The 21,192-nt window shown below is 66.5% G+C and carries 26 protein-coding genes and 1 tRNA gene; 19 read left to right on the top strand and 8 right to left on the bottom strand.

The window, feature by feature from the left end; all coding sequences use genetic code 11:
• Nucleotides 1-1,006 (bottom strand): tyrosine-type recombinase/integrase (locus ACREPD_RS17310; protein WP_431600472.1); only part of this gene is annotated, 1,006 nt, incomplete at its 3' end.
• A gap of 83 nt (nucleotides 1,007-1,089) precedes the next feature.
• On the opposite strand from ACREPD_RS17310, the gene dusA reads away from it, so the two are divergent.
• The 4 genes from dusA (at nucleotide 1,090) to ACREPD_RS17290 (ending at nucleotide 4,920) form a co-directional block, all read left to right on the top strand.
• Nucleotides 1,090-2,127: a tRNA dihydrouridine(20/20a) synthase DusA gene (dusA, locus tag ACREPD_RS17305; RefSeq protein WP_431600471.1), complete on the top strand. Its 1,038-nt coding sequence runs from the start codon at nucleotides 1,090-1,092 to the stop codon at nucleotides 2,125-2,127.
• A 213-nt stretch (nucleotides 2,128-2,340) separates the two neighbouring features.
• The gene (locus ACREPD_RS17300; protein ID WP_431600470.1) at nucleotides 2,341-2,715 is read left to right on the top strand and encodes a hypothetical protein; all 375 of its coding nucleotides are present in this window, start codon (nucleotides 2,341-2,343) and stop codon (nucleotides 2,713-2,715) included.
• Between the two features lie 74 nt (nucleotides 2,716-2,789).
• Nucleotides 2,790-3,473, top strand: coding sequence for a response regulator transcription factor (locus ACREPD_RS17295; protein WP_431600469.1), 684 nt, complete (start codon nucleotides 2,790-2,792; stop codon nucleotides 3,471-3,473).
• A gap of 22 nt (nucleotides 3,474-3,495) precedes the next feature.
• Nucleotides 3,496-4,920, top strand: coding sequence for an ATP-binding protein (locus ACREPD_RS17290; RefSeq protein ID WP_431600468.1), 1,425 nt, complete (start codon nucleotides 3,496-3,498; stop codon nucleotides 4,918-4,920).
• A gap of 63 nt (nucleotides 4,921-4,983) precedes the next feature.
• Here ACREPD_RS17290 and ACREPD_RS17285 read toward each other — a convergent pair whose 3' ends face one another.
• The gene (locus tag ACREPD_RS17285; protein ID WP_431600467.1) at nucleotides 4,984-5,766 is read right to left on the bottom strand and encodes a zinc-dependent peptidase; all 783 of its coding nucleotides are present in this window, start codon (nucleotides 5,764-5,766) and stop codon (nucleotides 4,984-4,986) included.
• The gene (locus ACREPD_RS17280; protein ID WP_431600466.1) at nucleotides 5,733-5,966 is read right to left on the bottom strand and encodes a hypothetical protein; all 234 of its coding nucleotides are present in this window, start codon (nucleotides 5,964-5,966) and stop codon (nucleotides 5,733-5,735) included. Before ACREPD_RS17280 ends, ACREPD_RS17285 begins: the two co-directional genes overlap by 34 nt.
• A gap of 172 nt (nucleotides 5,967-6,138) precedes the next feature.
• Between ACREPD_RS17280 and birA the strand changes: the two genes are divergently transcribed.
• The 8 genes from birA to ACREPD_RS17240 all read left to right on the top strand — a co-directional run bounded on the left by birA (nucleotide 6,139) and on the right by ACREPD_RS17240 (nucleotide 11,127).
• Entirely contained in the window at nucleotides 6,139-7,104 is a 966-nt protein-coding gene (birA, locus tag ACREPD_RS17275) for a bifunctional biotin--[acetyl-CoA-carboxylase] ligase/biotin operon repressor BirA (protein ID WP_431600465.1), read from the top strand.
• Nucleotides 7,101-7,838: a type III pantothenate kinase gene (locus ACREPD_RS17270; protein ID WP_431600464.1), complete on the top strand. Its 738-nt coding sequence runs from the start codon at nucleotides 7,101-7,103 to the stop codon at nucleotides 7,836-7,838. The genes birA and ACREPD_RS17270 overlap by 4 nt, the downstream gene beginning before the upstream one ends.
• A 9-nt stretch (nucleotides 7,839-7,847) precedes the next feature.
• Entirely contained in the window at nucleotides 7,848-8,672 is an 825-nt protein-coding gene (locus tag ACREPD_RS17265) for an SPOR domain-containing protein (RefSeq protein ID WP_431600463.1), read from the top strand.
• A 44-nt stretch (nucleotides 8,673-8,716) separates the two neighbouring features.
• Nucleotides 8,717-8,792: transfer RNA gene (locus tag ACREPD_RS17260), tRNA-Thr, on the top strand.
• A gap of 249 nt (nucleotides 8,793-9,041) precedes the next feature.
• Nucleotides 9,042-9,656, top strand: coding sequence for a DUF4388 domain-containing protein (locus tag ACREPD_RS17255; protein ID WP_431600462.1), 615 nt, complete (start codon nucleotides 9,042-9,044; stop codon nucleotides 9,654-9,656).
• Nucleotides 9,653-10,156, top strand: a complete 504-nt coding sequence (locus ACREPD_RS17250) for a GTP-binding protein (RefSeq protein ID WP_431600461.1) — start codon at nucleotides 9,653-9,655, stop codon at nucleotides 10,154-10,156. Before ACREPD_RS17255 ends, ACREPD_RS17250 begins: the two co-directional genes overlap by 4 nt.
• Before the next feature lie 52 nt (nucleotides 10,157-10,208).
• A complete protein-coding gene (locus ACREPD_RS17245; RefSeq protein WP_431600460.1) occupies nucleotides 10,209-10,577 on the top strand; it encodes a roadblock/LC7 domain-containing protein in 369 nt (122 codons plus the stop codon).
• Between the two features lie 13 nt (nucleotides 10,578-10,590).
• The gene (locus ACREPD_RS17240) at nucleotides 10,591-11,127 is read left to right on the top strand and encodes a protoglobin domain-containing protein (protein WP_431600459.1); all 537 of its coding nucleotides are present in this window, start codon (nucleotides 10,591-10,593) and stop codon (nucleotides 11,125-11,127) included.
• Nucleotides 11,128-11,169: 42 nt separating this feature from the next.
• On the opposite strand, the gene ACREPD_RS17235 is transcribed toward ACREPD_RS17240, so the two are convergent.
• The 4 genes from ACREPD_RS17235 to ACREPD_RS17220 all read right to left on the bottom strand — a co-directional run bounded on the left by ACREPD_RS17235 (nucleotide 11,170) and on the right by ACREPD_RS17220 (nucleotide 13,628).
• A complete protein-coding gene (locus ACREPD_RS17235; RefSeq protein WP_431600458.1) occupies nucleotides 11,170-11,709 on the bottom strand; it encodes a GTP-binding protein in 540 nt (179 codons plus the stop codon).
• The gene (locus ACREPD_RS17230) at nucleotides 11,706-12,662 is read right to left on the bottom strand and encodes a hypothetical protein (protein WP_431600457.1); all 957 of its coding nucleotides are present in this window, start codon (nucleotides 12,660-12,662) and stop codon (nucleotides 11,706-11,708) included. Before ACREPD_RS17230 ends, ACREPD_RS17235 begins: the two co-directional genes overlap by 4 nt.
• Nucleotides 12,663-12,738: 76 nt before the next feature.
• A complete protein-coding gene (locus tag ACREPD_RS17225; protein ID WP_392924482.1) occupies nucleotides 12,739-13,098 on the bottom strand; it encodes a roadblock/LC7 domain-containing protein in 360 nt (119 codons plus the stop codon).
• 77 nt (nucleotides 13,099-13,175) lie between these two features.
• Complete coding sequence (locus ACREPD_RS17220) at nucleotides 13,176-13,628, bottom strand: roadblock/LC7 domain-containing protein (protein WP_431600456.1); 453 nt, start codon at nucleotides 13,626-13,628, stop codon at nucleotides 13,176-13,178.
• A gap of 310 nt (nucleotides 13,629-13,938) precedes the next feature.
• On the opposite strand from ACREPD_RS17220, the gene rocF reads away from it, so the two are divergent.
• From rocF to ACREPD_RS17205, 3 genes are all read left to right on the top strand, one after another.
• Nucleotides 13,939-14,862, top strand: a complete 924-nt coding sequence (gene rocF, locus ACREPD_RS17215; protein WP_421570002.1) for an arginase — start codon at nucleotides 13,939-13,941, stop codon at nucleotides 14,860-14,862.
• A 241-nt stretch (nucleotides 14,863-15,103) separates the two neighbouring features.
• Nucleotides 15,104-15,241 (top strand): entericidin A/B family lipoprotein, encoded by a 138-nt coding sequence (locus ACREPD_RS17210; protein ID WP_431600455.1) that lies wholly within the window; start codon nucleotides 15,104-15,106, stop codon nucleotides 15,239-15,241.
• A gap of 224 nt (nucleotides 15,242-15,465) precedes the next feature.
• Nucleotides 15,466-15,687 (top strand): CsbD family protein, encoded by a 222-nt coding sequence (locus ACREPD_RS17205; protein WP_421570000.1) that lies wholly within the window; start codon nucleotides 15,466-15,468, stop codon nucleotides 15,685-15,687.
• A gap of 92 nt (nucleotides 15,688-15,779) precedes the next feature.
• Here the strand turns inward: ACREPD_RS17205 and ACREPD_RS17200 are convergent, their stop codons facing one another.
• Nucleotides 15,780-16,607: a hypothetical protein gene (locus tag ACREPD_RS17200; protein WP_431600454.1), complete on the bottom strand. Its 828-nt coding sequence runs from the start codon at nucleotides 16,605-16,607 to the stop codon at nucleotides 15,780-15,782.
• Between the two features lie 108 nt (nucleotides 16,608-16,715).
• On the opposite strand from ACREPD_RS17200, the gene ACREPD_RS17195 reads away from it, so the two are divergent.
• From ACREPD_RS17195 to ACREPD_RS17180, 4 genes are all read left to right on the top strand, one after another.
• Nucleotides 16,716-18,005: a tryptophan--tRNA ligase gene (locus tag ACREPD_RS17195; protein WP_431600453.1), complete on the top strand. Its 1,290-nt coding sequence runs from the start codon at nucleotides 16,716-16,718 to the stop codon at nucleotides 18,003-18,005.
• A gap of 49 nt (nucleotides 18,006-18,054) precedes the next feature.
• Nucleotides 18,055-18,384, top strand: coding sequence for a hypothetical protein (locus ACREPD_RS17190; protein WP_431600452.1), 330 nt, complete (start codon nucleotides 18,055-18,057; stop codon nucleotides 18,382-18,384).
• 66 nt (nucleotides 18,385-18,450) lie between these two features.
• On the top strand, nucleotides 18,451-19,383 hold the full coding sequence (locus ACREPD_RS17185; RefSeq protein WP_431600451.1) for an MBL fold metallo-hydrolase: 933 nt from the start codon (nucleotides 18,451-18,453) through the stop codon (nucleotides 19,381-19,383).
• Between the two features lie 85 nt (nucleotides 19,384-19,468).
• Complete coding sequence (locus ACREPD_RS17180; RefSeq protein ID WP_431600473.1) at nucleotides 19,469-21,121, top strand: M28 family metallopeptidase; 1,653 nt, start codon at nucleotides 19,469-19,471, stop codon at nucleotides 21,119-21,121.
• Nucleotides 21,122-21,192 lie beyond the last annotated feature (71 nt).

The following is a 21,192-nucleotide window of genomic DNA, read 5'->3' as shown; positions in this document are numbered from 1 at the left end:
ATGTTGCCCAAGACTCATGAAGTGTGAACTGGGCAACCTCCTGAATGCTGTAGCCACGTTCAAACAAACGGGATGTTGCTTCATGGCGCAAGTCATGAAATCGAAGGTCCTGTATGCCGAGCACGTGCACAGCGCGGGTGAAGGCTGCTCCAATTGACTTGGAGTTGTAGGGGAATATCAAGGGGCTTTCTGTCGCGCCATTCCTCCCGTTGATGACTTCCCACGCGGCTGATGAAAGTTTGAAGACCTTATGATTTCCTCTCTTAAGCCGAGGGTGCTTCACGTCACGCAGAAGCGCTGTCCCGCGCTCACGATTCAGGTCTTCCCACCGCAGTCGCGTGATCTCTTCTTGGCGCCTAGCCGTAGCCAGGGCGAACCTCATGATGTCTACCATGGGGATATCAGCGCGTTCATCGCGCACAGTGAAGTGGGTGATGAGATCTTGCTCCTCCGCCTTTAAAAGCCGCCGTTGTCTCTGGCGCGATTTCGCAGTGATCCGCTCCCCCCGAAGAAAGCTTGCCGCCTCATCCAAGGCATGGAGGGGGGTGGGAACCCCAAGGACGGCTGTGGCGGTCTTGAACACCGTGCGGAGCCAGATCAGGTCATTTGCCGCCGTAGCAGGGCCCGCACCCTCGGCGCGCCGACCCTCGATGTAGTGAATGAAGTCCTGACGAGTCAGGCTATCGGCCCGGCGATCCCTTAAACTGGCCATCTTGAGCCTGGCCAGGTCTGCTTTCTTGGATCGCCCCCATTCTTCCCCTTGGCGCTCCCGAAGCTCATACCATCCGATCAGCTCGCTCCAGGTCATCCGCGTGCCCAGTGGTTCACCCCGGGCCCGCTGGAGTTGCAGGCCAGCCTCTCGGCGGGTGATCCACTCCTTGGCCAAAACCTTGGTGCTGAAGGTTTCAGACTCGCTATGGACGAGCTGCCCATCGCGCTTGAGTCGTATCTGCGCTGTGTACCCTGTAGACCCGTCTTTGCGACGTCTGCTGGTGATCGTTCCCATTAGTGCTACGGCATCCCATATGTAGCATTCAATGTAGCACTAGAGCCTCAAAAACGCCCGAAAACGCGCTAAAATTACCGACAATGCAAAGCCATGAAGAAGCCGAAAATACAGTGATTAGCGCTGAAAAAGAGCGCTACGCCGCCTCCCTGCGCCTGTCCGTCGCCCCGATGATGGACTGGACGGACCGCCATTGCCGCGTGTTCCACCGGTTGCTGGCCCCGGGCGCGCGGCTGTACACGGAGATGGTGCACGCCAACGCCGTGATCCACGGCCACCGCGAGCGCCTGCTGGGCTACGACGGCAGCGAGCACCCGCTTGCGCTGCAGCTGGGCGGCAGCGATCCGGCCTTGCTGGCCCAGGCCGCCCGCATCGCCCAGGACTGGGGCTATGACGAGGTCAACCTCAACTGCGGCTGCCCCTCCGACCGGGTGCAGGCCGGGCGCTTCGGTGCCTGCCTGATGCGCGAACCGGCCCTGGTGGCCGAGTGCGTGGCGGCGATGGTCGCGGCGGTCGACATCCCGGTCACGGTGAAGTGCCGCCTGGGCGTGGATGAAGACAACGACTACGAAACCTTCGTCAACTTCGTCGATCAATCGGCTAACGCCGGCAGTGCGATGTTCATCGTGCACGCCCGCAACGCGTGGTTGAAGGGGTTGTCGCCCAAGGAAAACCGGGAAGTGCCGGCGCTGCGCTACGACTGGGCGCACCAGCTCAAGGCCGACCGCCCGCAGCTGCAGATCGTGCTCAACGGCGGCCTTGCCAGCGTGGACGCCGCGCAGGCGCAGCTGCCCGCCCTGGACGGGGTGATGCTGGGCCGCGCGGCCTATCACGACCCCTACGTGCTGCATCAGCTGGAGGCCGCGCAAACCGGTGCTGCGCTGCAACCACGCGAGGCCCTGCTGCGTGCCATGCGCCCGTACATCGAGGCCCAGCTGGCGCGTGGGCTCGCCCTCAAACACATCACCCGCCACCTGCTGGGCCTGTTCCACGGGCAGCCGGGTGGCCGCGCATTCCGCCAGGTGCTCAGCGAGGGCGCCCACCGTCCAGGCGCCGATTGGGGCCTGATCGAGCAGGCGCTCACCATCACTCGCGACCAGGCAGAACGCGTCGCAGCGTGAGGCCCGTCACAGTTGACGCTTGACATCGCGGCAGAAGTAGCCGTCAATGTTCACCTAGATGAACGAAGCGAGGCGGCGGTCAGAAAAGTTCAGACCGGATTCACTGCGTAAAACCAAGAATTTGCAAAAGATTCGTAAAGCGCCGGCCCTGGCTGGCGGTTGCCGATTCACAACTTTTGAACGTTTTGACGCGCTCCGCTAGGATCAGACCCGATGTTCTCCGTGACCCGCCACCGCCGTATTGCCGTTGCCGCCCTGCTGGCGAGCGGTGCCGTTGCTGCCATCGGCAGTGCCGGCGCGCAGGCCCCCCAGCCGGAACCGGCCCGGGCCGAAGCGATGGTGCGGGCCACCCGTAGTGCTGCCCCCCAGGAACGCTCGCTGTCCGACGCCGTGCGCCGGGTCCAGCGGACCACCGGTGGACACATCCTCGGCGCAGAACGGGTCCCGTACGACGGTCGGGACATCAACCGCGTGAAATACATGGATGACCGGGGGCGTGTCCGCTATATGGACGATCCTGCCCCCGCACGTTCACAGCCCCGCACGCCGCGTTCGGATATGTCATCACTACGCGGCGATAACCCCTGAACGGGGATAGTTGTCCGCAGTCATCTGTTAGCCACTGGCCTACACGGCCACACCCAGGACACTAGGGAGAGTTCATGCGTATCCTTCTGGTCGAAGACGAAGCCCCGCTGCGGGAAACCCTTGCAGCCCGGCTCAAGCGCGAAGGCTATGCCGTCGACGCAGCACAGGACGGTGAGGAAGGTCTGTACATGGGCCGGGAAGTGCCGTTCGACGTTGGCATCATTGATCTGGGCCTGCCCAAGATGTCGGGCATGGAACTGATCAGGGAGCTGCGCAACGAGGGCAAGAAATTCCCGGTGCTCATCCTCACGGCCCGTTCGAGCTGGCAGGACAAGGTCGAGGGGCTCAAGCAGGGCGCCGACGACTATCTCGTCAAGCCGTTCCATGTCGAAGAGCTGCTGGCACGCGTCAACGCGCTGTTGCGCCGCGCCGCGGGCTGGAGCAAGCCGACGCTCGAATGCGGTCCGGTCGCACTGGATCTTGCCGCGCAGACGGTCAGCGTCGCCGGCAGCAACGTGGACCTCACCAGCTACGAGTACAAGGTGCTGGAATACCTGATGATGCATGCCGGTGAACTGGTCTCCAAGGCCGACCTCACCGAGCACATCTATCAGCAGGATTTCGACCGCGACTCGAATGTGCTGGAAGTGTTCATCGGCCGCCTGCGCAAGAAGCTGGATCCGGACGGCGAACTCAAGCCGATCGAAACCGTGCGTGGCCGCGGCTATCGTTTCGCGATCCCGCGCAACGAGGGCTGAGCCGCACTCCGGCGATTGGATGATGTCAGGCCGTCTGTTGTTCTTTAGACGCTGGCGGCCGCGCTCCCTGCAGGCGCGCCAGCTGCTGGCCGCCAGTGTGAGCCTGCTCGCCTTCCTGGCGATTGCAGGCTACGCGCTGGATGCCGCGTTCGCCGACACGGCGCGTGCCAACCTGCGTGAGCGGTTGAAGAACTATGCCACCGCTTATGCGGCCGGCATCGACTTCACCCGCGACCGGTCGCTGTACATCCGCGAGCAGCCACCGGACCCGCGCTTCGACGTCCCAGGTAGCGGCCTGTACCTGCAGGTCGTCATGCCGGACGGAAAGGGCAACTCCATGTCGGCCGAAGGCCCGATGCTGCCCACCGTGGGCGGCGGCATGCTGGCGCCGCGCCAGGAAGTCTTCGAAGGTCCACTGCCGATGGTGCAGATCGACGGCAGCCAGGGTTCGGTGTACCGCTATGGCCTGGGCCTGGTGTGGGACGCAGATGCCGATCCCGCCACTGAATTCCCCTACACCATCTACGTGATGGAAGACTCGCGCGCGCTTGGCGCGCAGCTGCGCGTGTTCCGTGGCCGGGTGTGGTTCTGGATGGGTGGCGCCGGCCTGATCCTGCTGTTGCTGCAGACCGTCATCCTGCAGTGGAGCCTGCGCCCGATGCGGCGGGTGATCACCGAGCTGACCAAGGTGCAGCGCGGCGAGACCGAGCGCATGAGCGAGCGCCACCCGCGCGAGCTGGAGCCGCTGACCGACAGCATCAACGCCTTCATCGAAAGCGAGCGCGAGAATCTCGAGCGCCAGCGCAACACCCTGGCCGACCTTGCGCACAGCCTGAAAACGCCTCTGGCGGTACTGCGCACGCAGCTCGACAGCGGTGCCCATGACCAGGACCTGCGCGAGGAATTCGATGTGCAGTTGCGGCGCATGAACAACCTGGTGTCCTACCAGTTGGCGCGCGCTGCATCGTCAGGCCACAAGCTCTTCTCCGCCCCGTTGCCGATCGAATCCAACGCCGAAGAGATCGTGCGCGGGTTGGAGAAGGTGTACGCCGGCAAGGGCGTGCTGTGCGAATTCGATATCGATGCCGCCGCCCGCTTCCATGGTGAGCCGGGCGACCTGCAGGAGCTGCTCGGCAACCTGCTGGAGAACGCCTTCAAGTGGGCCAACCGCCGCGTGCTGCTTACCGCCAAGCCGCTCGCCGCGCCGGGCATGCGCCGTGCCGGCCTGGTGCTCTCGGTGGATGATGATGGCCCGGGCATCGCGCCGGAGGACATCGCCAAGGTCCTGCAGCGTGGCGTGCGTGGCGACGAGCGCGTGCAGGGCCACGGTATCGGCCTGTCGATCGTGCAGGACCTCATCAAGGACTACCGCGGCGAACTGCAGGTCAGCCGCTCGCCCGAACTGGGCGGCGCGCGGTTTGAAGTGAAGCTGCCGCCGGGGCCGTGATGAGGTAGGTTGCCGACTAACAGTCGGCACTACAGCGGCATACCACCCTTGGTCGGTATGCCGCTAAAACGCAGGCGGCGCCCCATAAAAGCGCCGCAGATGCCCGGCCACCACCGGCATCTCCTGCTCCAGCAGATCCGGTGCGGAGAAGTGATACTCCGTCGCCACCGCAAAGAACTCATCGGGTGCTTCGGCCGCATACGGGTCGATCACCGTTTCCACCCCGGCATCCACCTGCGCGCACAGGGCATCGAATGCCTGCTGGAAATCGGCGGCCCACTGCTGCTGCCACGCACGCGGCAGCGGCGGGGTGCCATCGAGTACGCCATCCAGCACGTCGATGCGGTGCGCCATCTCATGCACCACCACGCAGGCGCCTTCGTGCGGATGCTTCAGCTCGGCCTGCACGTCGTGCCAGGACAACAGCAACGGCCCGTTGTGCGAAACCTGCCCGATCGCTTCTTCTTCCCACTCGTGCAGCACCCCGTCTTCGTCCATCACGCTCTGCGGCACGATGAAACCTTCGGGGTACACCAGCACCTGCGACCAGCCGCGCAAACCGACCTCGCCCAGTTCAAGCAGCGGCAGGCAGCACAGGGCGGCGATCAACACCGCGTCGTCGTCGCCGAGCTGCAGCCCGCCGATCGGCGTAATGGTCTTCTCGTGCAGGAACGCCGCCGCCAGACCGCGCAGGCGCTGCAGGCGTTCGGGCGGCAAGCCACGCAGCCACGCGGTGCGCTGGCAGGTGCGTTGCCAGGCGGTATCGGGAATGGGGCGCGGTGACGACCGCAGCCAGCGCAACAACGACTGGATCAGCGGAACATGCCCGGCAGGAAGCTGTGCCACTTCGGCGCACGCAGGCGCGGCAACACATCATCGTCGCCGCCACCGCCGGAGCTGCCCGGCGCCGTGGCGCTGGGCTTGACCGTGGACGGGGCCGTGGTGGTCGGCGTGGCCGCCGGCGCCGCGCGCTCGCTTTCGGTGGCCGAATAGACGCAGCCGCCCCGGCCCGAACTGGTCGGCGCATCGGAAGCGTGCGCGGCCATGGGGGCCATCAACAGGAGCAGGCAATGGGCTAACGGGCGCATCGACGACATCCAGGGCAAGGGGGGTCAATCTTCGATTCTAGCTCGATTCAATCCCTCGATTGGAAGCCCCCGGCGGGCGCGGCCCGGCGCTTTCCCGCATAATTTTGCCGATCAACCGATGGAAGCTGCCGTGGACGACCGCCAACTGCTGGCCAAACTGGGCGCCGGGCGACTGTCCGGCGACGCGCTGGCCCGTGAGCTGGGCCAGACCCGCGCCGCAATATGGAAACGAATTCAAGGACTTAGGGCGGCCGGTATCGAAATCGATGGCCGCGCCGGCGATGGCTACCAGTTGCAGCAGCACCTGGACCTGCTCGATGCCGAGTCCATCACCGCCCGGCTGCCGCCCGCGCTGACGCCCCTGCTGGACACCCTGGAGGTGGCCTGGACGGTCGGTTCCACCAATACAGAATTGTTGCGGTGCAGCGCGCCCGAGCGCGGCGCGCGGGTGCTGCTGGCCGAGCGCCAGACCGGCGGCCGCGGCCGGCGCGGGCGGGCCTGGGCATCGCCGCTGGCCGCGCACGTGTACGTGTCGGTGCTGCGTGGGTTTGCCGGCGGGCTGTCGCGGCTGGGCGGGCTGAGCCTGGTCGCGGGCGTGGCGGTGGCCGAGGCGCTGCGTGCCCATGGTGTCGCCCAGGTCGGGCTGAAATGGCCGAATGACATCGTGGTGGACGGGCACAAGCTCGGCGGCCTGCTGGTTGAGGGCGGCGGCGAGTTCGCCGGCCCGGCGCGCGCGGTGATCGGGCTGGGCATCAACGTACGCATGCCGGCCGCGTTTGCCGCCGGGATCACCCAGCCGTGGACCGACCTGGCCACGCTGTTGGGTAACGACATCGAGCGCAACGAGGTAGTGACGTGGGTGCTGGCGGCGCTGCTGCCGGCGCTGGACGAATTCGAGCGCGATGGCCTGGCCCCGTTCCTGTCGCGCTACGCCGCGCTGGACAGCCTGGCCGGGCGCAGCGTGCGCGTGGACGATGGCGGCGTGATGCATGAAGGGCAGGCGTTGGGGCTGGCCGACGATGGCGCGCTGCGCGTGCGCATCGACGGCAGCGAACGGGTGTTCCATGCCGGGGAAATCAGTGTGAGGGCGCAATGAGCGACTGGTTGTTCGATCTGGGGAATTCGCGTTTCAAGTTCGCGCCGCTGCAGGGCAACCGCGCGGGTGATGTGCAGGCGTGGCCGCATGGCGCCGAAGCGATGCCGGCCGATGCGCTGGCACAGCTGCCCGGCGGCGATACGGCCTATGTGGCCAGCGTGGCGGCCGCGGCACTCACCGCCAGCATGCTCGACGTGCTGCGCGCGCGCTTCGCCCACGTGCGTGTGGCAAAAACAGAAGCCCGTTGCGCGGGCGTGCGCATTGCCTACGCAGACCCGTCGAAGTTCGGCGTAGACCGTTACCTCGTGTTGATCGCCGCTGCTGAACGCCGCGAAGCCGTGGTCGTGGCCGGCGTTGGCACTGCGCTCACCATCGACCTGCTCGATGCCGACGGCCAGCATCACGGCGGGCGTATCGCCGCCTCGCCGACCACCATGCGCGAGGCCCTGCATGCGCGCGCCGTGCAGCTGCCCGCGCAGGGCGGCGACTACAGCGAATTCGCCAACGACACCGCCGACGCGCTCGCCTCGGGGTGCGACGGCGCGGCCGTGGCGCTGATCGAACGCAGCCGCGTGCAGGCCGCTGCCGTGCTGGGCAGCGCGCCCGCGCTGCTGGTGCATGGTGGCGGCGCACCGGCGCTGATGCCGTTGCTGGGCGATGCGCAGTTCCAGCCGGCGCTGGTGCTCGACGGCCTCGCGCGCTGGGCGGTGCATCAGCCGCCGGCCTCGCGGTAGGATCGCCGCATGCTTACTCGTGCTTTGATCGTTGTACTGGCCATCCTCAACGTGGGTGTTGCGCTGTGGTGGATGCTGCGCGGCGAACCCGCCGCTGCGCCGCCGCCCGCGCCACCCACCGGCGTGGCCAGGCTGCAGTTGCTCGACACCCCCGCCATTGCACCGGCACCCACGCCAGCGGCCCCGGCTGCCGCCGACGCTGCGCCGGCCGCCAACACCCCAGCGTTGACCGACGCCACGCCGGAGCCGCCCAAGCCCACGGCAGCCACCACCCCGGAACCGGCCAAACCCGTCGCACCCGCGCCTGTCGCCGTAGCGCCGGGCTCTGCCCGGCCGTCCGAGACACCCGCGGCGCCCACACCCACCGCGCCCCTCCAATGCATCAGCCTCGGCCCCTTCGCCGATCGCGACACCGCCATGGCTGCCCAAGGCAAGGCCGGCGGCCTGGTCCAGCGCTCGCGGCTGCGTGAAGTGCCCAAGCCCGGTGCCAGCAGCACCTACCGCGTGATGATGCCGGCCGCCGCCAGCCGCGAAGAGGCGCAGGCCATGGTCAAGCGCATTGCCGCCGCCGGCATCAGCGATTACTACATCATGGGCCAGGGCGATGACGCCAACGCGATTGCCCTGGGCCAATACCGCAACCGCGAAGGCGCCGAGCGCCGCATGGCCGCCCTGAGCGCCGCCGGCTTCAGCGCCCGCCTGGTCGGCGGCAGCGAAGGCAGCGCGCAATGGTGGGTGGATGCGGCCCTTTCCGGCACCGCCAGCCCCAGCGCAGCCCGCCAACGCACCGGTGCCGCCCAGCAACGCTCGCTGGAATGCGCGGGCTTGCGTTAGAATCGCGCCAGGCGATGGCCCTGCCCACGCCTGCTTCACTCCGTGCCGCTTTAGCTCAGTCGGTAGAGCAACTGATTTGTAATCAGTAGGTCGTCCGTTCGATTCGGACAAGCGGCACCATCTCTCGAGCCTACCGCTCAGAGCGCTGGAATCCAGAAGGCCTGCCACCGTGCAGGCCTTTTTCGTGCACTGCATAACATTGCAAAATGCGCCCGATGCACCGCCCCGAGCGCGGTTTTAAGGTCCGGCTGATATTCCGGCCCAAACACCGGCTCGCATACTCGAGCAACTTGCCGGCGTCAGCACCGGTGCCCGACGGGCGGGGTGTTCCCCGCGACCGCCTCCAACGCTCAGGGAGTACCTGTACACGTGGCGATCCATGGCAGCCTGGGCGATTTTTCGCTGGGCGACATATTGAAGGTGATCCGCGGCAAGCGCGGGATCTTGACCGTCGATGCCCAGGATGGGCAGGTGCTGCGCGTACACGTGTCCGAGTCCAGTGTGACGCACCTGTCGCTGGAACGCAGCGTGGGCACGCAGATCGAAGCGCACCGCATTCTGCAGGTGTTCGGGCAGGGCAGTGGGCAGTTTCAGTTCGAAACCAGCGACGTCGACACCACACAGAACCTCAGGCTCCAGCTGAGCGATGTCGTCGGCGCATTGGCGGCCACGGTCGTGCGCGAGCGCGATCTGCCGCATGCGAAAACCCTCTTCCTGCTCATCAAAGGGCGCCAAGTCCAGCTGCCCGACGAACTGGCCCAGTTCCTGGCGGCGGCCGAGGGTCAGTTGGCCGCAGGCGCCAGTGCCGAGCAATTGAGTGAAACGCTGGGCATTCCATTGAACGCGGTGCGAACCCAGCTGCAACGCCTGCGGGAGGTCAAGAAAGTCTGGCCGATGCAGGCCCACGTCGAGCAGTTGGGTGCCGACGAACGCGAACAGCGCCGCTCAATGGGGCGGCGCATCCTCGACCTGTTCTCAAAATGACCCCGATCAAATTCGTTGTATCCGGGCCCGTGGGCGCCGGTAAAACCACCTTCATCCGGACGATCTCGCAGGTCGAGGTGGTCAGTACCGAGGAGAAAAGTACCGAGGAGATCGGCAAGACGCACACGACCGTCGCCCTCGACTTCGGGCAGATGAATCTGGGCGACCACGTGTTGCATCTGTTCGGCACGCCCGGGCAGACCCGCTTCGACTACATGTGGGATGTGCTGAGTGAAGGTGCAATGGGCCTGATCCTGCTGGTGCCCTGCGATGCACCTCATGAGTTTCCGCATGCAAAACGGATTCTGGAGCATGTCGTGAGCCGACATCCGCTGGAGTTCATCCTCGGGCTGACCCGCACGGACGTGGCGACCAACGGGTGGGATGTTGCCGAGGTGGCGGCCTATTTCGATCTGCCCGAGCAGCAGGTGATTGCCGTGCATCCAGGCAATGCAGCGAGCGCGCGCTACACCCTGCAGACATTGTTGAAACGCATCTGAGGCGTTCGCGCCCCCTCCCGAGTCTCCTAACCCAACCGTTGAAGGATCCACCATGAGCAAGCAAGAACAGCTGCAGATCGAACTCGACAGCCTGACCCGGGCGCTGGGCGGCCTGAAGGGCAGCTTCCTGTGCACGCTGGATGGGATGCCCGTCGCCCAATCCGTTACCGACCCCAACATCCAATCCCCGCGCGTGGCCGCCATGGCCGCCACGGCCTTGGGTGTGGGGCGGCGCATCACCGAGACCCTGTCCACTGGCGTGCTGCGCGGTACCCAGCTGACCGCAAGCGAGGGACGGGTATTCATCTACATGATTGGTGACAAGGCGTGCCTTGCCCTGGTAGCACCGTCGGACCTTGCCATCGGCTTGATTGAGCTGGAAGCCGCCGATGCGATCGCCCGCCTCTGCGACATTCTCTGAAGAGGCCACGCACATGCATGAAGATCGACAGAGTTGGGCCGTCAAAGGGGCCGACATCACGCGCGAACTGCGTGGAATCCTGGGCATTACCGACGCGGACTGCGAGCTGCTGAAGCGTGTCCAGCCGGCCGCACGGGACGCTGCGCCGAAGATGGTCGAGGAGTTCTACGAGGCGCTCCTGAGCAATCCGCTGACCAGTGAGTTCATCACCGACCGTGACCGCTTGGCTGCCACGCTGGCGAGCTGGTTTGCCGAGCTGTTCTGCGGCAACTACGACGACGCCTACGCCAACAAGCGCTTGGCCATCGGCGACGTACACGTGCGCATCGGCTTGCCCATCCGCTACCCGCTGGCCATGCTGGCGGTGATAGGCAAGCACGGCGAGCGACTGGCCGCGGCCCACGGCGAAGCCACCGTCAGTGCGTTCCGCAAGGTGCTCGCGCTGGACGTGGCCACGTTCAATCAGGCCTATGAAAACAACCAGCTGAACCACCTGGCCGAGCTGACGGGCAGCGAACGATTGGCACGCCGGTTGTTGTCCGGCGGTTGAGTTCCGACAACGCCGCGCCGCTGTACGTGGCGCGGCACGGTGTCAGTTGGTTTCGGCGTACCGATACGACAACAGCGACTTCACCAGGAACGTCACCTGTGTAGCCGAACGCGCATCCACGCGCATCACCGGCAAGCGGTGGCCGGCGTCGAACAGCGCGTTGCGGAAGTCCGGAATCAGTAGCGCCGGGTACTCGTCGGTACGGGTTACGCCTACCGCAAGGCTGGCTTCCGGCGCGATGCGTGAGAACTCCTGCAGCAGTTCCACCGTGGACGCCACCGGCTCGGGATGGCCGGCACTGACCAGCACGATCACGCCCAGTGCGCCTTCGCAGACCATCGGCCACATGAAGTCCAGGTAGCGCTGGCCGGGTACGCCGTACACGTGCAGCAGCTCGCCGTCGTCGAGTTCGATCGAGCTGTAGTCCAGCGCCACCGTGGTCTCCACCTTGTCACCCATGGCGTCTTCGCTCATCGGCATTTCGGTGCTGACCGGTTCCACGTCCGAGATCGCGCGTACCGCCGTGGTCTTGCCGGCGCCCATGCTGCCGACGAAGACCAGTTTGTTGGCAGGCAGGCTCATGACGGGCTCCCCTGGAACAGGTTCAGGCCGAAGCGGCGGGCGACCCACGAAAAGAAGCGCGAATCACCGGTGTCGCGGCGGCGGGAAGTTGGGGACACGGCAGGCTCCTGGGTCAGTGCGAGGCCACTGGCAACAGCAGCACAGAAGAGGGATTGCACCGTGTTGCGCGGCATCTGGCAAGCCGCCGCCAGTGCGTTGGGCTGCCACGGGCGTGCGTGCAGGCAGGCAATGGCCAGCAGCCAGGTGCTGGGCACATCGTCGGGATTGAGGTCCGGCCAATGGCGCAGCTTCATCGGGGCATGCTCGGCGGGCGCCGGCAGCAGCTCCGGCCGATAGCGCGCAATGCAGAAATACAGCGCCTCGAACGAGTGGCGCTGCGGCAACCGGTAGGCGTATTGATGCTGGAACGTGGGCGCGTCGATGGGCGTGGCCGACCAGGCCACATCGTCCAGTTGCGCGACGACCTCCGACAGTGGCGTCGACGGCGCCAGCGCAATGCTGCGCGCGGCGGTATCCACCAGCAGCGTGATTGCACCGCGTTGCAGCAGGTGCAGGGTGGCACCGGCAGACGGGGCCGAGGCCAACTGCAGCAGCAACGGCACGCCCTGTGCCGGGCGGTCCACGCTGGGCGCGGCCAGCAGCAGGCTCGAGAGCTGTTCGTTGATGTCGCGCACGGTGGCGCCGTGCGGCAGCCGGCCCGGTGCGGGGTCGGCATAGCGACGCGCGATCGACAGGGTCGGCACGTTGGCGGCGTTGGCTTCGCTGAGCGCCCTGGACGCATCGGCGTGATCCAAGCCGATCACCAGCAGGTCGCAGGCGTCACCGGACCAGGGCTGCAGCACCACGTCCATGCGCTCGGCGAGCAGCATCGAGGCGGCCAGTTTCAGGCGGGTCTGGTGCAGCACGTCCAGCCCGATGGCGGAAATGCGGAAGGAGCGGGTGGGGGTATTCATGGGGGTGTACCGCCAAACCGAAGCAGCCACCACACCGCACCCCGTCAGGGGCACGGCATGGCGGCTTTGCCTGCGATCAGCTGAAGTCCAGGGTCTTCTCGAAGGCCTTCAGTTCATGGCGCGACATGGCCAGGTTGGCCTTGGCGCGGTCCATCACCACGTACAGGAACAGCAGCGGGTTGCTTTCCAGCGGGCGGATCAGGTGGTACTGCGTGGTCAGGGTGATCAGCAGGTCTTCCAGCGTGTCCGACAGGCCCAGCTGCTCGGCCACGCGGCGCTTGGCGCGCACGACTTCGGTATTGCCCGCTGCGGCCAGTTCCAGGTTGATGTTGCCACCGCCGACCATGGCCAGGGCCATGCCGCTGTCACCGTCGACCAGGGCGGCGCCGACGAAACCGGCGAGCGAATTGAGCTTTTCCAGATTGAGATTGGGCACGTAAATCCTTTTTACTTCAGGCAGTGGGAGAGCAGGCCAAGGGCCTGCCGGAAGGGCACAACGAAATCGAAGAAGGCTCAGGCCGCGCGCGGGCGCAGCACGGTATCGAGGCGGGTGGCGCATTCGCGCGCATGGAACAGCAGCACGGCCATGTTGACCTCGTGACCGGCAACGGCCGTCAGGGTCAGCGGCTTGTCGGCCTGGATGCGGATCAGCACCACGTTGCCGAGCTTGGTGCAGATGGTGGCGTAGTCGGCTTCGCTCAGCGCCAACTCGCGCGAGACGGTCTCGCCCAGCGTGAGGAATGAATTGGCCATGGCGGCCAGGCGGCGGCCATCCACGTCCAGCGTGGAGTCCTCGGCCACGGCGCGGCCATCCGCGGTGGACAACATCAACAGGCTCAGCCCGCGCTCGCGTTCGCGCGCATGCTGGAAGGCCTGTTCGATGGCGGCGGTGTCATACAACTGCCGGGCCGGCTGGCTCTCGCCATTGGCATTGCGGACGATCTGGTGGATGCTGCTGCGCTGCACGTACTGCCCCCTGAAACACGACAAAACACGGACCAACCCTGCGCGGGTTAGTCAATCAGTACTGCGAAGAAGTGTGAAATGTAGCACGTAAATTTTGACTTCACGGCTAACGTAAGATGAACCGCAGTGTTCCTTGCGTGAGCGTCAAAGCATTGACACGTAAGGGTTTCCGGGGTGGGCGGGATGCGACGCGGCGGGTCAGTCAGCGCCGCCGTGGGTCAGCTCGCGGGCACCCGCTGTTGCGTCGCCGCGAGTTGTTTGGCGGCCAGATCACTAGACTGGTCGGATTTTCCGTGTGTGTGGAGTCAGCATGAGCAAGCGTCAACCTGCGGTGTCCCTGATCGGCGTGCCGACCGACATCGGTGCCGGTCACCGTGGCGCCGGCCTGGGCCCGGAAGCCCTGCGTATTGCCGGGCTTGCCGAGGCGCTGGTGGCGCGCGGCGTGGACGTGCGCGACTGCGGCAATCTGGACGGCCCGCGCAACCCGTGGACCCCGCCCGAGCAGGGCTACCGGCACCTGGACGAAGTGGTGGCCTGGAACCGCGCGCTGATGGACGCCACGTATGCCGAACTGCAGGACGGCCGGATGCCGATCATGCTGGGCGGCGACCATTGCCTGGGCATCGGCTCGATCACCGCCGTGGCGCGCTGGTGCCGAGAACAGGGGCGCAGCCTGCGCGTGCTGTGGCTGGACGCGCACTCGGACTTCAACACCAGCGAGGTCACCCCGTCCGGTAATGTGCACGGCATGCCCGTGGCCTGCCTGTGCGGCCTCGGCCCGGACGCACTGACCCGGCTGGGCGGCGATTCCCCGGCGATCTGCCCGCAGCAGGTGCGCCAGATCGGCATCCGTTCGGTGGACCAGGAAGAGAAGCGCCTGATCAAGCAGCACAAGGTGGATGTCTACGACATGCGCTACATCGACGAGGCCGGCATGAAGCGCGCGGTGGAGGCGGCGCTGGAGGGCATCGACGAGAACACCCACCTGCACGTCAGCTTCGACGTGGACTTCCTCGATCCCAGCATCGCCCCGGGCGTGGGCACCACCGTACCGGGTGGGGTCAACTACCGCGAGGCCCAGCTGGTGATGGAGATGATCGCCGACACCGGGCGGATGGGCTCGCTGGACATCGTGGAGCTCAATCCGCTGATCGACACCCGCAACGCGACCGCCGAGCTGGCGGTGGACCTGGTCGAGAGCCTGTTCGGGAAGTCCACCCTGATGCGCGATTGAGCGCGTTCCAAGGGTTTTCCTGCGCGTGGCTGAACAGCCACGGGGCGCGTTCACATCGATTGCACGCCGTAGCCGCCAGATTGCATCTCACGCGGCGGCAGTGCCGGCAACGGCCAGGACGTCACCGCGATCAGGAAGAGGAGCCATCGATGAAGCGTGTCATTGCGCAGCGTCGTACTCGTCTGACAGGTGGGTCCGGATTTCGGTAACGACGTTGAATTGAATCAAACAGGAGAATCCCATGAAGCGTGTAATTGCACTGATGTTGCTGTCGATGTTCTCGCTGGGCATGCTGTCCGGCTGCAACACCGTTGCCGGTGCCGGCAAGGATGTGCAGAAGGCGGGCGAGAAGGTTGAAGACGCCGCCAAGGGCAATTGATCCAACGACGCGGGCCGCACCACGTCGGCCCGCATTGATGGGCAATGAAGAAACGCCGGGAATCTCCCGGCGTTTTTTTATGCGCGATTTTTCATGCGCGATCCAACGTCCCGCCATTCAACGACGTGAGCATGCGCTTCATCCACGCTTGACCGCCGCCGAACACCCGCTGCGGCACTCTGCAGGTGCGGCGAAGGTGCCGTTGCAACCAAGGACGCGAACCCATGAACAAAGACATCATTTCCGGCAAGTGGACACAGCTCAAGGGCAAGGCGCAGGCAAAGTGGGGCGACCTGACCGACGATGATTTCAAGGTGGCCGAGGGCAATGCCGAGTACCTGGCGGGCCGCCTGCAGGAACGCTATGGCTGGGCGCGCGACCGCGCTGAAACCGAGGTCAAGGACTTCGAAGCCTCCATGCGCAAGGATTATCCGGACTATCACTGACACCCCGGCGGTGGCAGGGCGGCCGCACGGGCCGCAACGAGGGTATGAAACCGTAACGGGCCGCATTGCGGCCCGTTTTCGTTCGTACGCGATCAGCGCCCGCCGTAGCCGGGCGGGTCGGGCACGAAGCCCTCCGGGAACGCCTGCGGCGTGCGCTCACCGCGCGGGTAACGGGCGGGAATGATGCCGCGCGCCACCAGGTTGCGCTCGCTGTCGTAGCGCAGGTCGAAGCGCTGGGCCGGCAGGCGGCTGGCGCGCTCGAAGGTGGTGCTGCCCGAATACGACGCCTCGCGCTGGCCATGGCCGGTGCCCAGCGCCGGTGCCGGGGACGGCTCGCGGATCCGCGAACCGGTGGTTTCCACCGATGCCAGCGCGCGGTCCGCCACTTCGGCGGCGGCCTGCGGCTGTGCCTTGGTCTGGGCCCGCGCAACCGGCGGTGCGCGCGGGGTCGGCACCACATAGCGCGGTGCCTCGTTGAACACCGCAATACCGATCACCCCGATGTTGGCCGGGCGGCCGGTACGGTCGGCATAGCTGTTGCCGGGGTCGGTGAACACGAACTGCGCCACTTCCTGGCGGGATTTGCGCCAGCCGGTGATGTCCGCGCTCTGCCACGGGTCTAGCACGTAGCCGGTCTGGTCCGGCGCGGCCACTTCGCCACTGATCACGTTGAGGCCATCCACCGAGAGCACCACCAGCACCCGCTCGGGGCTGTTGTTGCGCAGGCGCACGGCGTAGGGCTGGCCCTGGCGGCCGGCCACCCAGTACTGGCCGCGGTGCAGGTAGCTGGGCAGTTCCAGGCGCTGGTCGCGCTCGATCAGGCTCAGCGTGACCGGGCCGGGATCGGCCCGGGGCGGGACCACCGGCTTGAAGCCACACAGGGCCAGCACGGCAAGCAGGGGCAGGGTCAGGCGTTTCATGGCGGGGCCTTTGCGGTTGGGTAATATCTTCAACGCGCAGGCCCGGGCAACGGGGTTGCGCGCGGGCAGGTAAACTGGGGGCGTTCAACTGTCCGTAATGATTCCCACATGACCACCCGCGTTCTTACCGGCATCACCCCCTCCGGCACGCCCCACCTGGGCAACTACGTGGGCGCCATCCGTCCGGCCATTGCGGCCAGCCAGGCGTCCGACATCGAGAGCTTCTTCTTCTTGGCCGACCTGCACAGCCTGATCAAGGCGCAGGAGCCGGAGCGGACCCAGCGCTCGACCCTGGAGATCGCCGCCAGCTGGCTGGCGTGCGGCTTGAACCCGGACAAGGTCTGGTTCTACCGGCAGAGCGACATTCCCGAAACCACCGAGCTGATGTGGTTCCTGACCGCCATCGCCAGCAAGGGCATCCTCAACCGTGCCCATGCCTACAAGGCGGCGGTGGACAAGAACCGCGAGGAGCAGCTGGACGAGGACGCTGGCATCAGCGCCGGGCTGTTCATGTATCCGGTGCTGATGGCCGCCGACATTTTGATCTTCAAGGCCAACCGCGTGCCGGTGGGCCGCGACCAGATCCAGCACATCGAAATGGCGCGCGATTTCGCCCAGCGCTTCAACCACGTGTACGGCAAGGAGTACTTCCCGTTGCCCGAGGTGGTGATCGACGAGCAGGTGGCTACCCTGGCCGGCCTGGACGGCCGCAAGATGAGCAAGAGCTACCAGAACACCATTCCGCTGTTCGCCCCGCGCGCGGAGCTGAAGAAGCTGGTGTCCTCGATCCTCACCGATTCGCGTGCCCCGGGCGAGCCCAAGAGCACCGAAGGCTCGGCCCTGTTCCAGATGTACCAGGCCTTCGCCAGCGCCGAGCAGACCGCCGCGTTCGCACAGGCGTTCGCCGACGGCATCAGCTGGGGCGATGCCAAGCAGCAGCTGTTCGAGCGTATCGATGCAGAGCTGACCCCGCTGCGCGAGCGCTATGACGCGCTGATGGCCGAGCCGGAGAAGATCGAGGCGCTGCTGCGCCGTCGCGGCCAGCAGCTGCGCGAGCAGTACGCCGTGCCGCTGCTGAAGGAGCTGCGTCATGCGGTGGGCCTGCGCGACCTGTCCACGGCCGGCGACATCGCCGCCGAAGAAGGTGGCGTGGCGCGCGCTGCACCGCCGCTGTTCAAGCAGTACCGCGAGAAGGATGGCCGTTTCTACTTCAAGCTGCTGGCCGGTGACGGCACGCTGCTGATCCAGAGCGAGGCGTTCGATTCGCCGCGCGATTCGGGCCAGCTGATCGGCGTGCTCAAGCAGACCGAGCACGGCGACGGCCTGCAGAGCGAGCTGTTCAAGCTGGAAGCGGAAGTGGATGTGGTGTTGGCCGCACTGCAGGAACTGCGCGAATAACGGTAGCCATCGACCGTTGGTCGATGGGAACGTCAACGGAGGAAACACGATGGCCTGGTTGTCGTTGTTGTTGTTCCTGCCCTGGTTCGTGCTGCTGGGCACCCTGTACTGGCTGTTCCCGCGGCAACCGCGCGACACCGCGCGGCGCCTGTTCGACGCCGCCGCGCTGCTGCTGGCCTTGGTGCTGAGCATCCTCGCGATGCTGTGGGGCCACCACATCGGCGTGGTGCAGAGCGATGCCGGCCCGATCTGGCGCCAGGTGCTGGCGGTGCTGTACGCCTACGGCGCATTCCTGGCCGTGATGGTGGCCGCGCTGCTGCTGCGTGGCGCCTGGCTGGCGCAGCGTGCGACCAAAGCCGCATCGAAGTCGTTGGGGTAACGGGCCTAGAATCGAGGTGTATCGACCCATGGTCGAGACGCACCGATTACCGCCAGGGATGAGCCGATGTCCTCCGACCCCAGCATTTTCACCATCGATACCGCGTTCCAGCGCAGCGACTTCGATGCGGCCTACCTGATCGTCGAACAGGGCCGCGCCGCCTTCATCGACTGCGGCACCGGCCTGGCCGTTCCCGCGATGTTGGCCGCGCTGACGCGTGCGGGCTGCACGCCGGAGCAGGTGGATTGGCTGGTGCTCACCCACGTGCACCTGGACCATGCCGGCGGCGCCGGCCTGCTGATGCAGCAGCTGCCCAACGCCACGCTGGTGGTGCACCCGCGCGGCGCCCCGCACATGATCGACCCCACCCGGCTCATCGCCGGCGCCACCGAGGTGTACGGCGCGGCCGAGATCGCGCGCAGCTACGGCCCGATCCTGCCGGTGCCGGCGGCACGCGTGGTGATTGCCGAAGACGGCCACCGCGTGGACCTGGCCGGGCGCAGCCTGCTGTGCCTGGACACGCCCGGGCATGCGCGCCACCACCTGTGCGTGTGGGATGAACGCAGCCGCAGCGCGTTCACCGGCGATACCTTCGGCCTGTCCTACCGCGAGCTCGACAGTGCGCGCGGTGCCTTCATCATTCCCACTTCCTCGCCGGTGCAGTTCGATCCTGAGCCGCTGAAGCAGTCCATCGCGCGGCTGGTCGCCCTGCAACCGCAGGCGGTGTACCTCACCCATTACGGGCGGGTGGAGAACATTCCGGCACTGGCGGCCGATCTGGTCGAGCAGATCGACGCGATGGTGGAGATCGGCCGCCAATGCGACGAACGCCCCGACCGCCACCGCTGCCTGGTGGCCGCACTCACCGTGCTGTACCAGGAGCGCGCGCAGGCGCATGGCTGCCCGCTCGACGATGCGGCGGTGGCGCAGGTGCTGGCGATGGATATCGAGCTCAATGCGCAGGGCCTGGCCTGCTGGCTGGACCGCGACCGCCGCTGAGCGCGCACGCAGGGCCTGCACGGTAACCGGAGTGTCACGTTACACTCTGGCATTCCGTTTTTTTCTGGTACCTGCCGTGAATCCGATGCGCATGCTGCTGTTGTCGTCCTGTCTGTTCGTGGGCGGCCTGGCCCACGCGGCCAATGATCTGCCCGGCGGCGGCATCGATCCTGAAGCGCTGTCACGGCATGTGCGCATCCTGGCCTCGGACGAGTTCGAAGGCCGCGCCCCGGCGTCGCCCGGAGAAGAGCGCACGGTGCAGTACCTGATCGAGGAATTCCGCAAGTCCGGCCTGCAGCCCGGTGGCGTGGACGGCAGCTGGGTGCAGCCGGTGCCGATGGTGCGTGCCCAGGTCGACGGCCCGGTGGCCGCGACGCTGCGCCAGAACGGCAAGACCCGCACGCTGGTCAACGGCGAGGACGTGACCCTGCAGAGCCTGCGTCCGCAGGCGGCGGTGAACATCAAGGACGCGCCGCTGGTGTTCATCGGCTACGGCATCGATGCACCCGAGCGCCAGTGGAATGATTACAAGGACGTGGACCTGCACGGCAAGATCGCCGTGGTGCTGATCAACGACGCCGATTTCGAGGCCGACCGCCCCGGTGCCTTCGATGGCAAGGCCGTGACCTACTACGGCCGCTGGACCTACAAGTTCGAAGAGGCCGCCCGCCGCGGCGCGCAGGGCGTGTTGATCGTGCATGAAACCGCGCCGGCCGCCTACGGCTGGGCCACGGTGAAGAGCTCGGGCACCTCGCCGCTGTTCGATATCGAGCGCACGCAGGAGCAGGCGCTGGCCCAGCACGTGCCGGTGCGCGGCTGGCTGCAGCGCAGCGTGGCCGAGCAGCTGTTCCGCGATGCCGGCCTGGATTTCGAGGCCGAGAAGCGCAAGGCCATGACCCCGGCGTTCCAGCCGGTGGTGCTGGGCGATGCGAAGCTGTCGGCGCAGTTCAAGCTCAAGCGCGAGCAGGTGGTCACCCGCAACGTGGTGGCCAAGCTGCCCGGCGGCGAGCATGGCGATGAGGCGGTGATCTTCTCCGCGCACTGGGATGCCTTCGGCATCGGCCAGCCGGACGCCAAGGGCGACCGCATCCGTCGTGGCGCCATCGACAACGCCACCGGCGTGGCCACCGTGCTGGAGCTGGGCCGGGTGTTCGCCGCCGGTCCGCAGCCGCAGCGCACGCTGTACTTCGTCGCGCTCACCGCCGAAGAGAAGGGCCTGCTGGGTGCCAGCTACTACGCCGCGCACCCGCTGGCGCCGCTGGACAAGACTGCTGCGGTGATCAACATCGAGATGTTCAGCCCGGACGGCGCCACCCGCGACATCGCCTCGTGGGGCAAGGGCCGCGTCTCGCTGGAAGGCGACCTGGAGCGCGTGGCCAAGGCGCGTGGGCGCAGCTACAGCCCGGATCCGAACCTGGAAGCGGGCTTCTTCTACCGCGCCGACCACTTCGCCTTCGCCCGCCTGGGCGTGCCGGCGATCACCATCGGGCCGGGGCTGGACAAGCTGGAGGGTGGTGTCGCCGCCGGCAAGGCGCTGCGCGAGAAGTACTTCGCCGACTGCTACCACCAGGCCTGCGATGCCTGGACCCCGAGCTGGGACCCGGCCGGCCACGCCGCCGACACCCTGCTGGTCTACGACCTGGGCGCCGAGCTGGCCAACAGCCGCCACTGGCCGCATTGGGAAGAGGGTTCAGAGTTCCGCAAGGCCCGCGAGCAAAGCGAAGCGTCCCGCCGCTGAGCGGTAGCGCCGGCCGTTGGCCGGCAACCAGGCAAAACCAAAACGCAGAACGCAAAACGCCGGGGCATGCC

This window comes from Stenotrophomonas sp., from assembly GCF_050737075.1.
GTDB lineage: Bacteria > Pseudomonadota > Gammaproteobacteria > Xanthomonadales > Xanthomonadaceae > Stenotrophomonas.
Note: the sequence above shows the minus strand (reverse complement) of the source record. Positions and strands in the feature narration are given on the sequence as shown.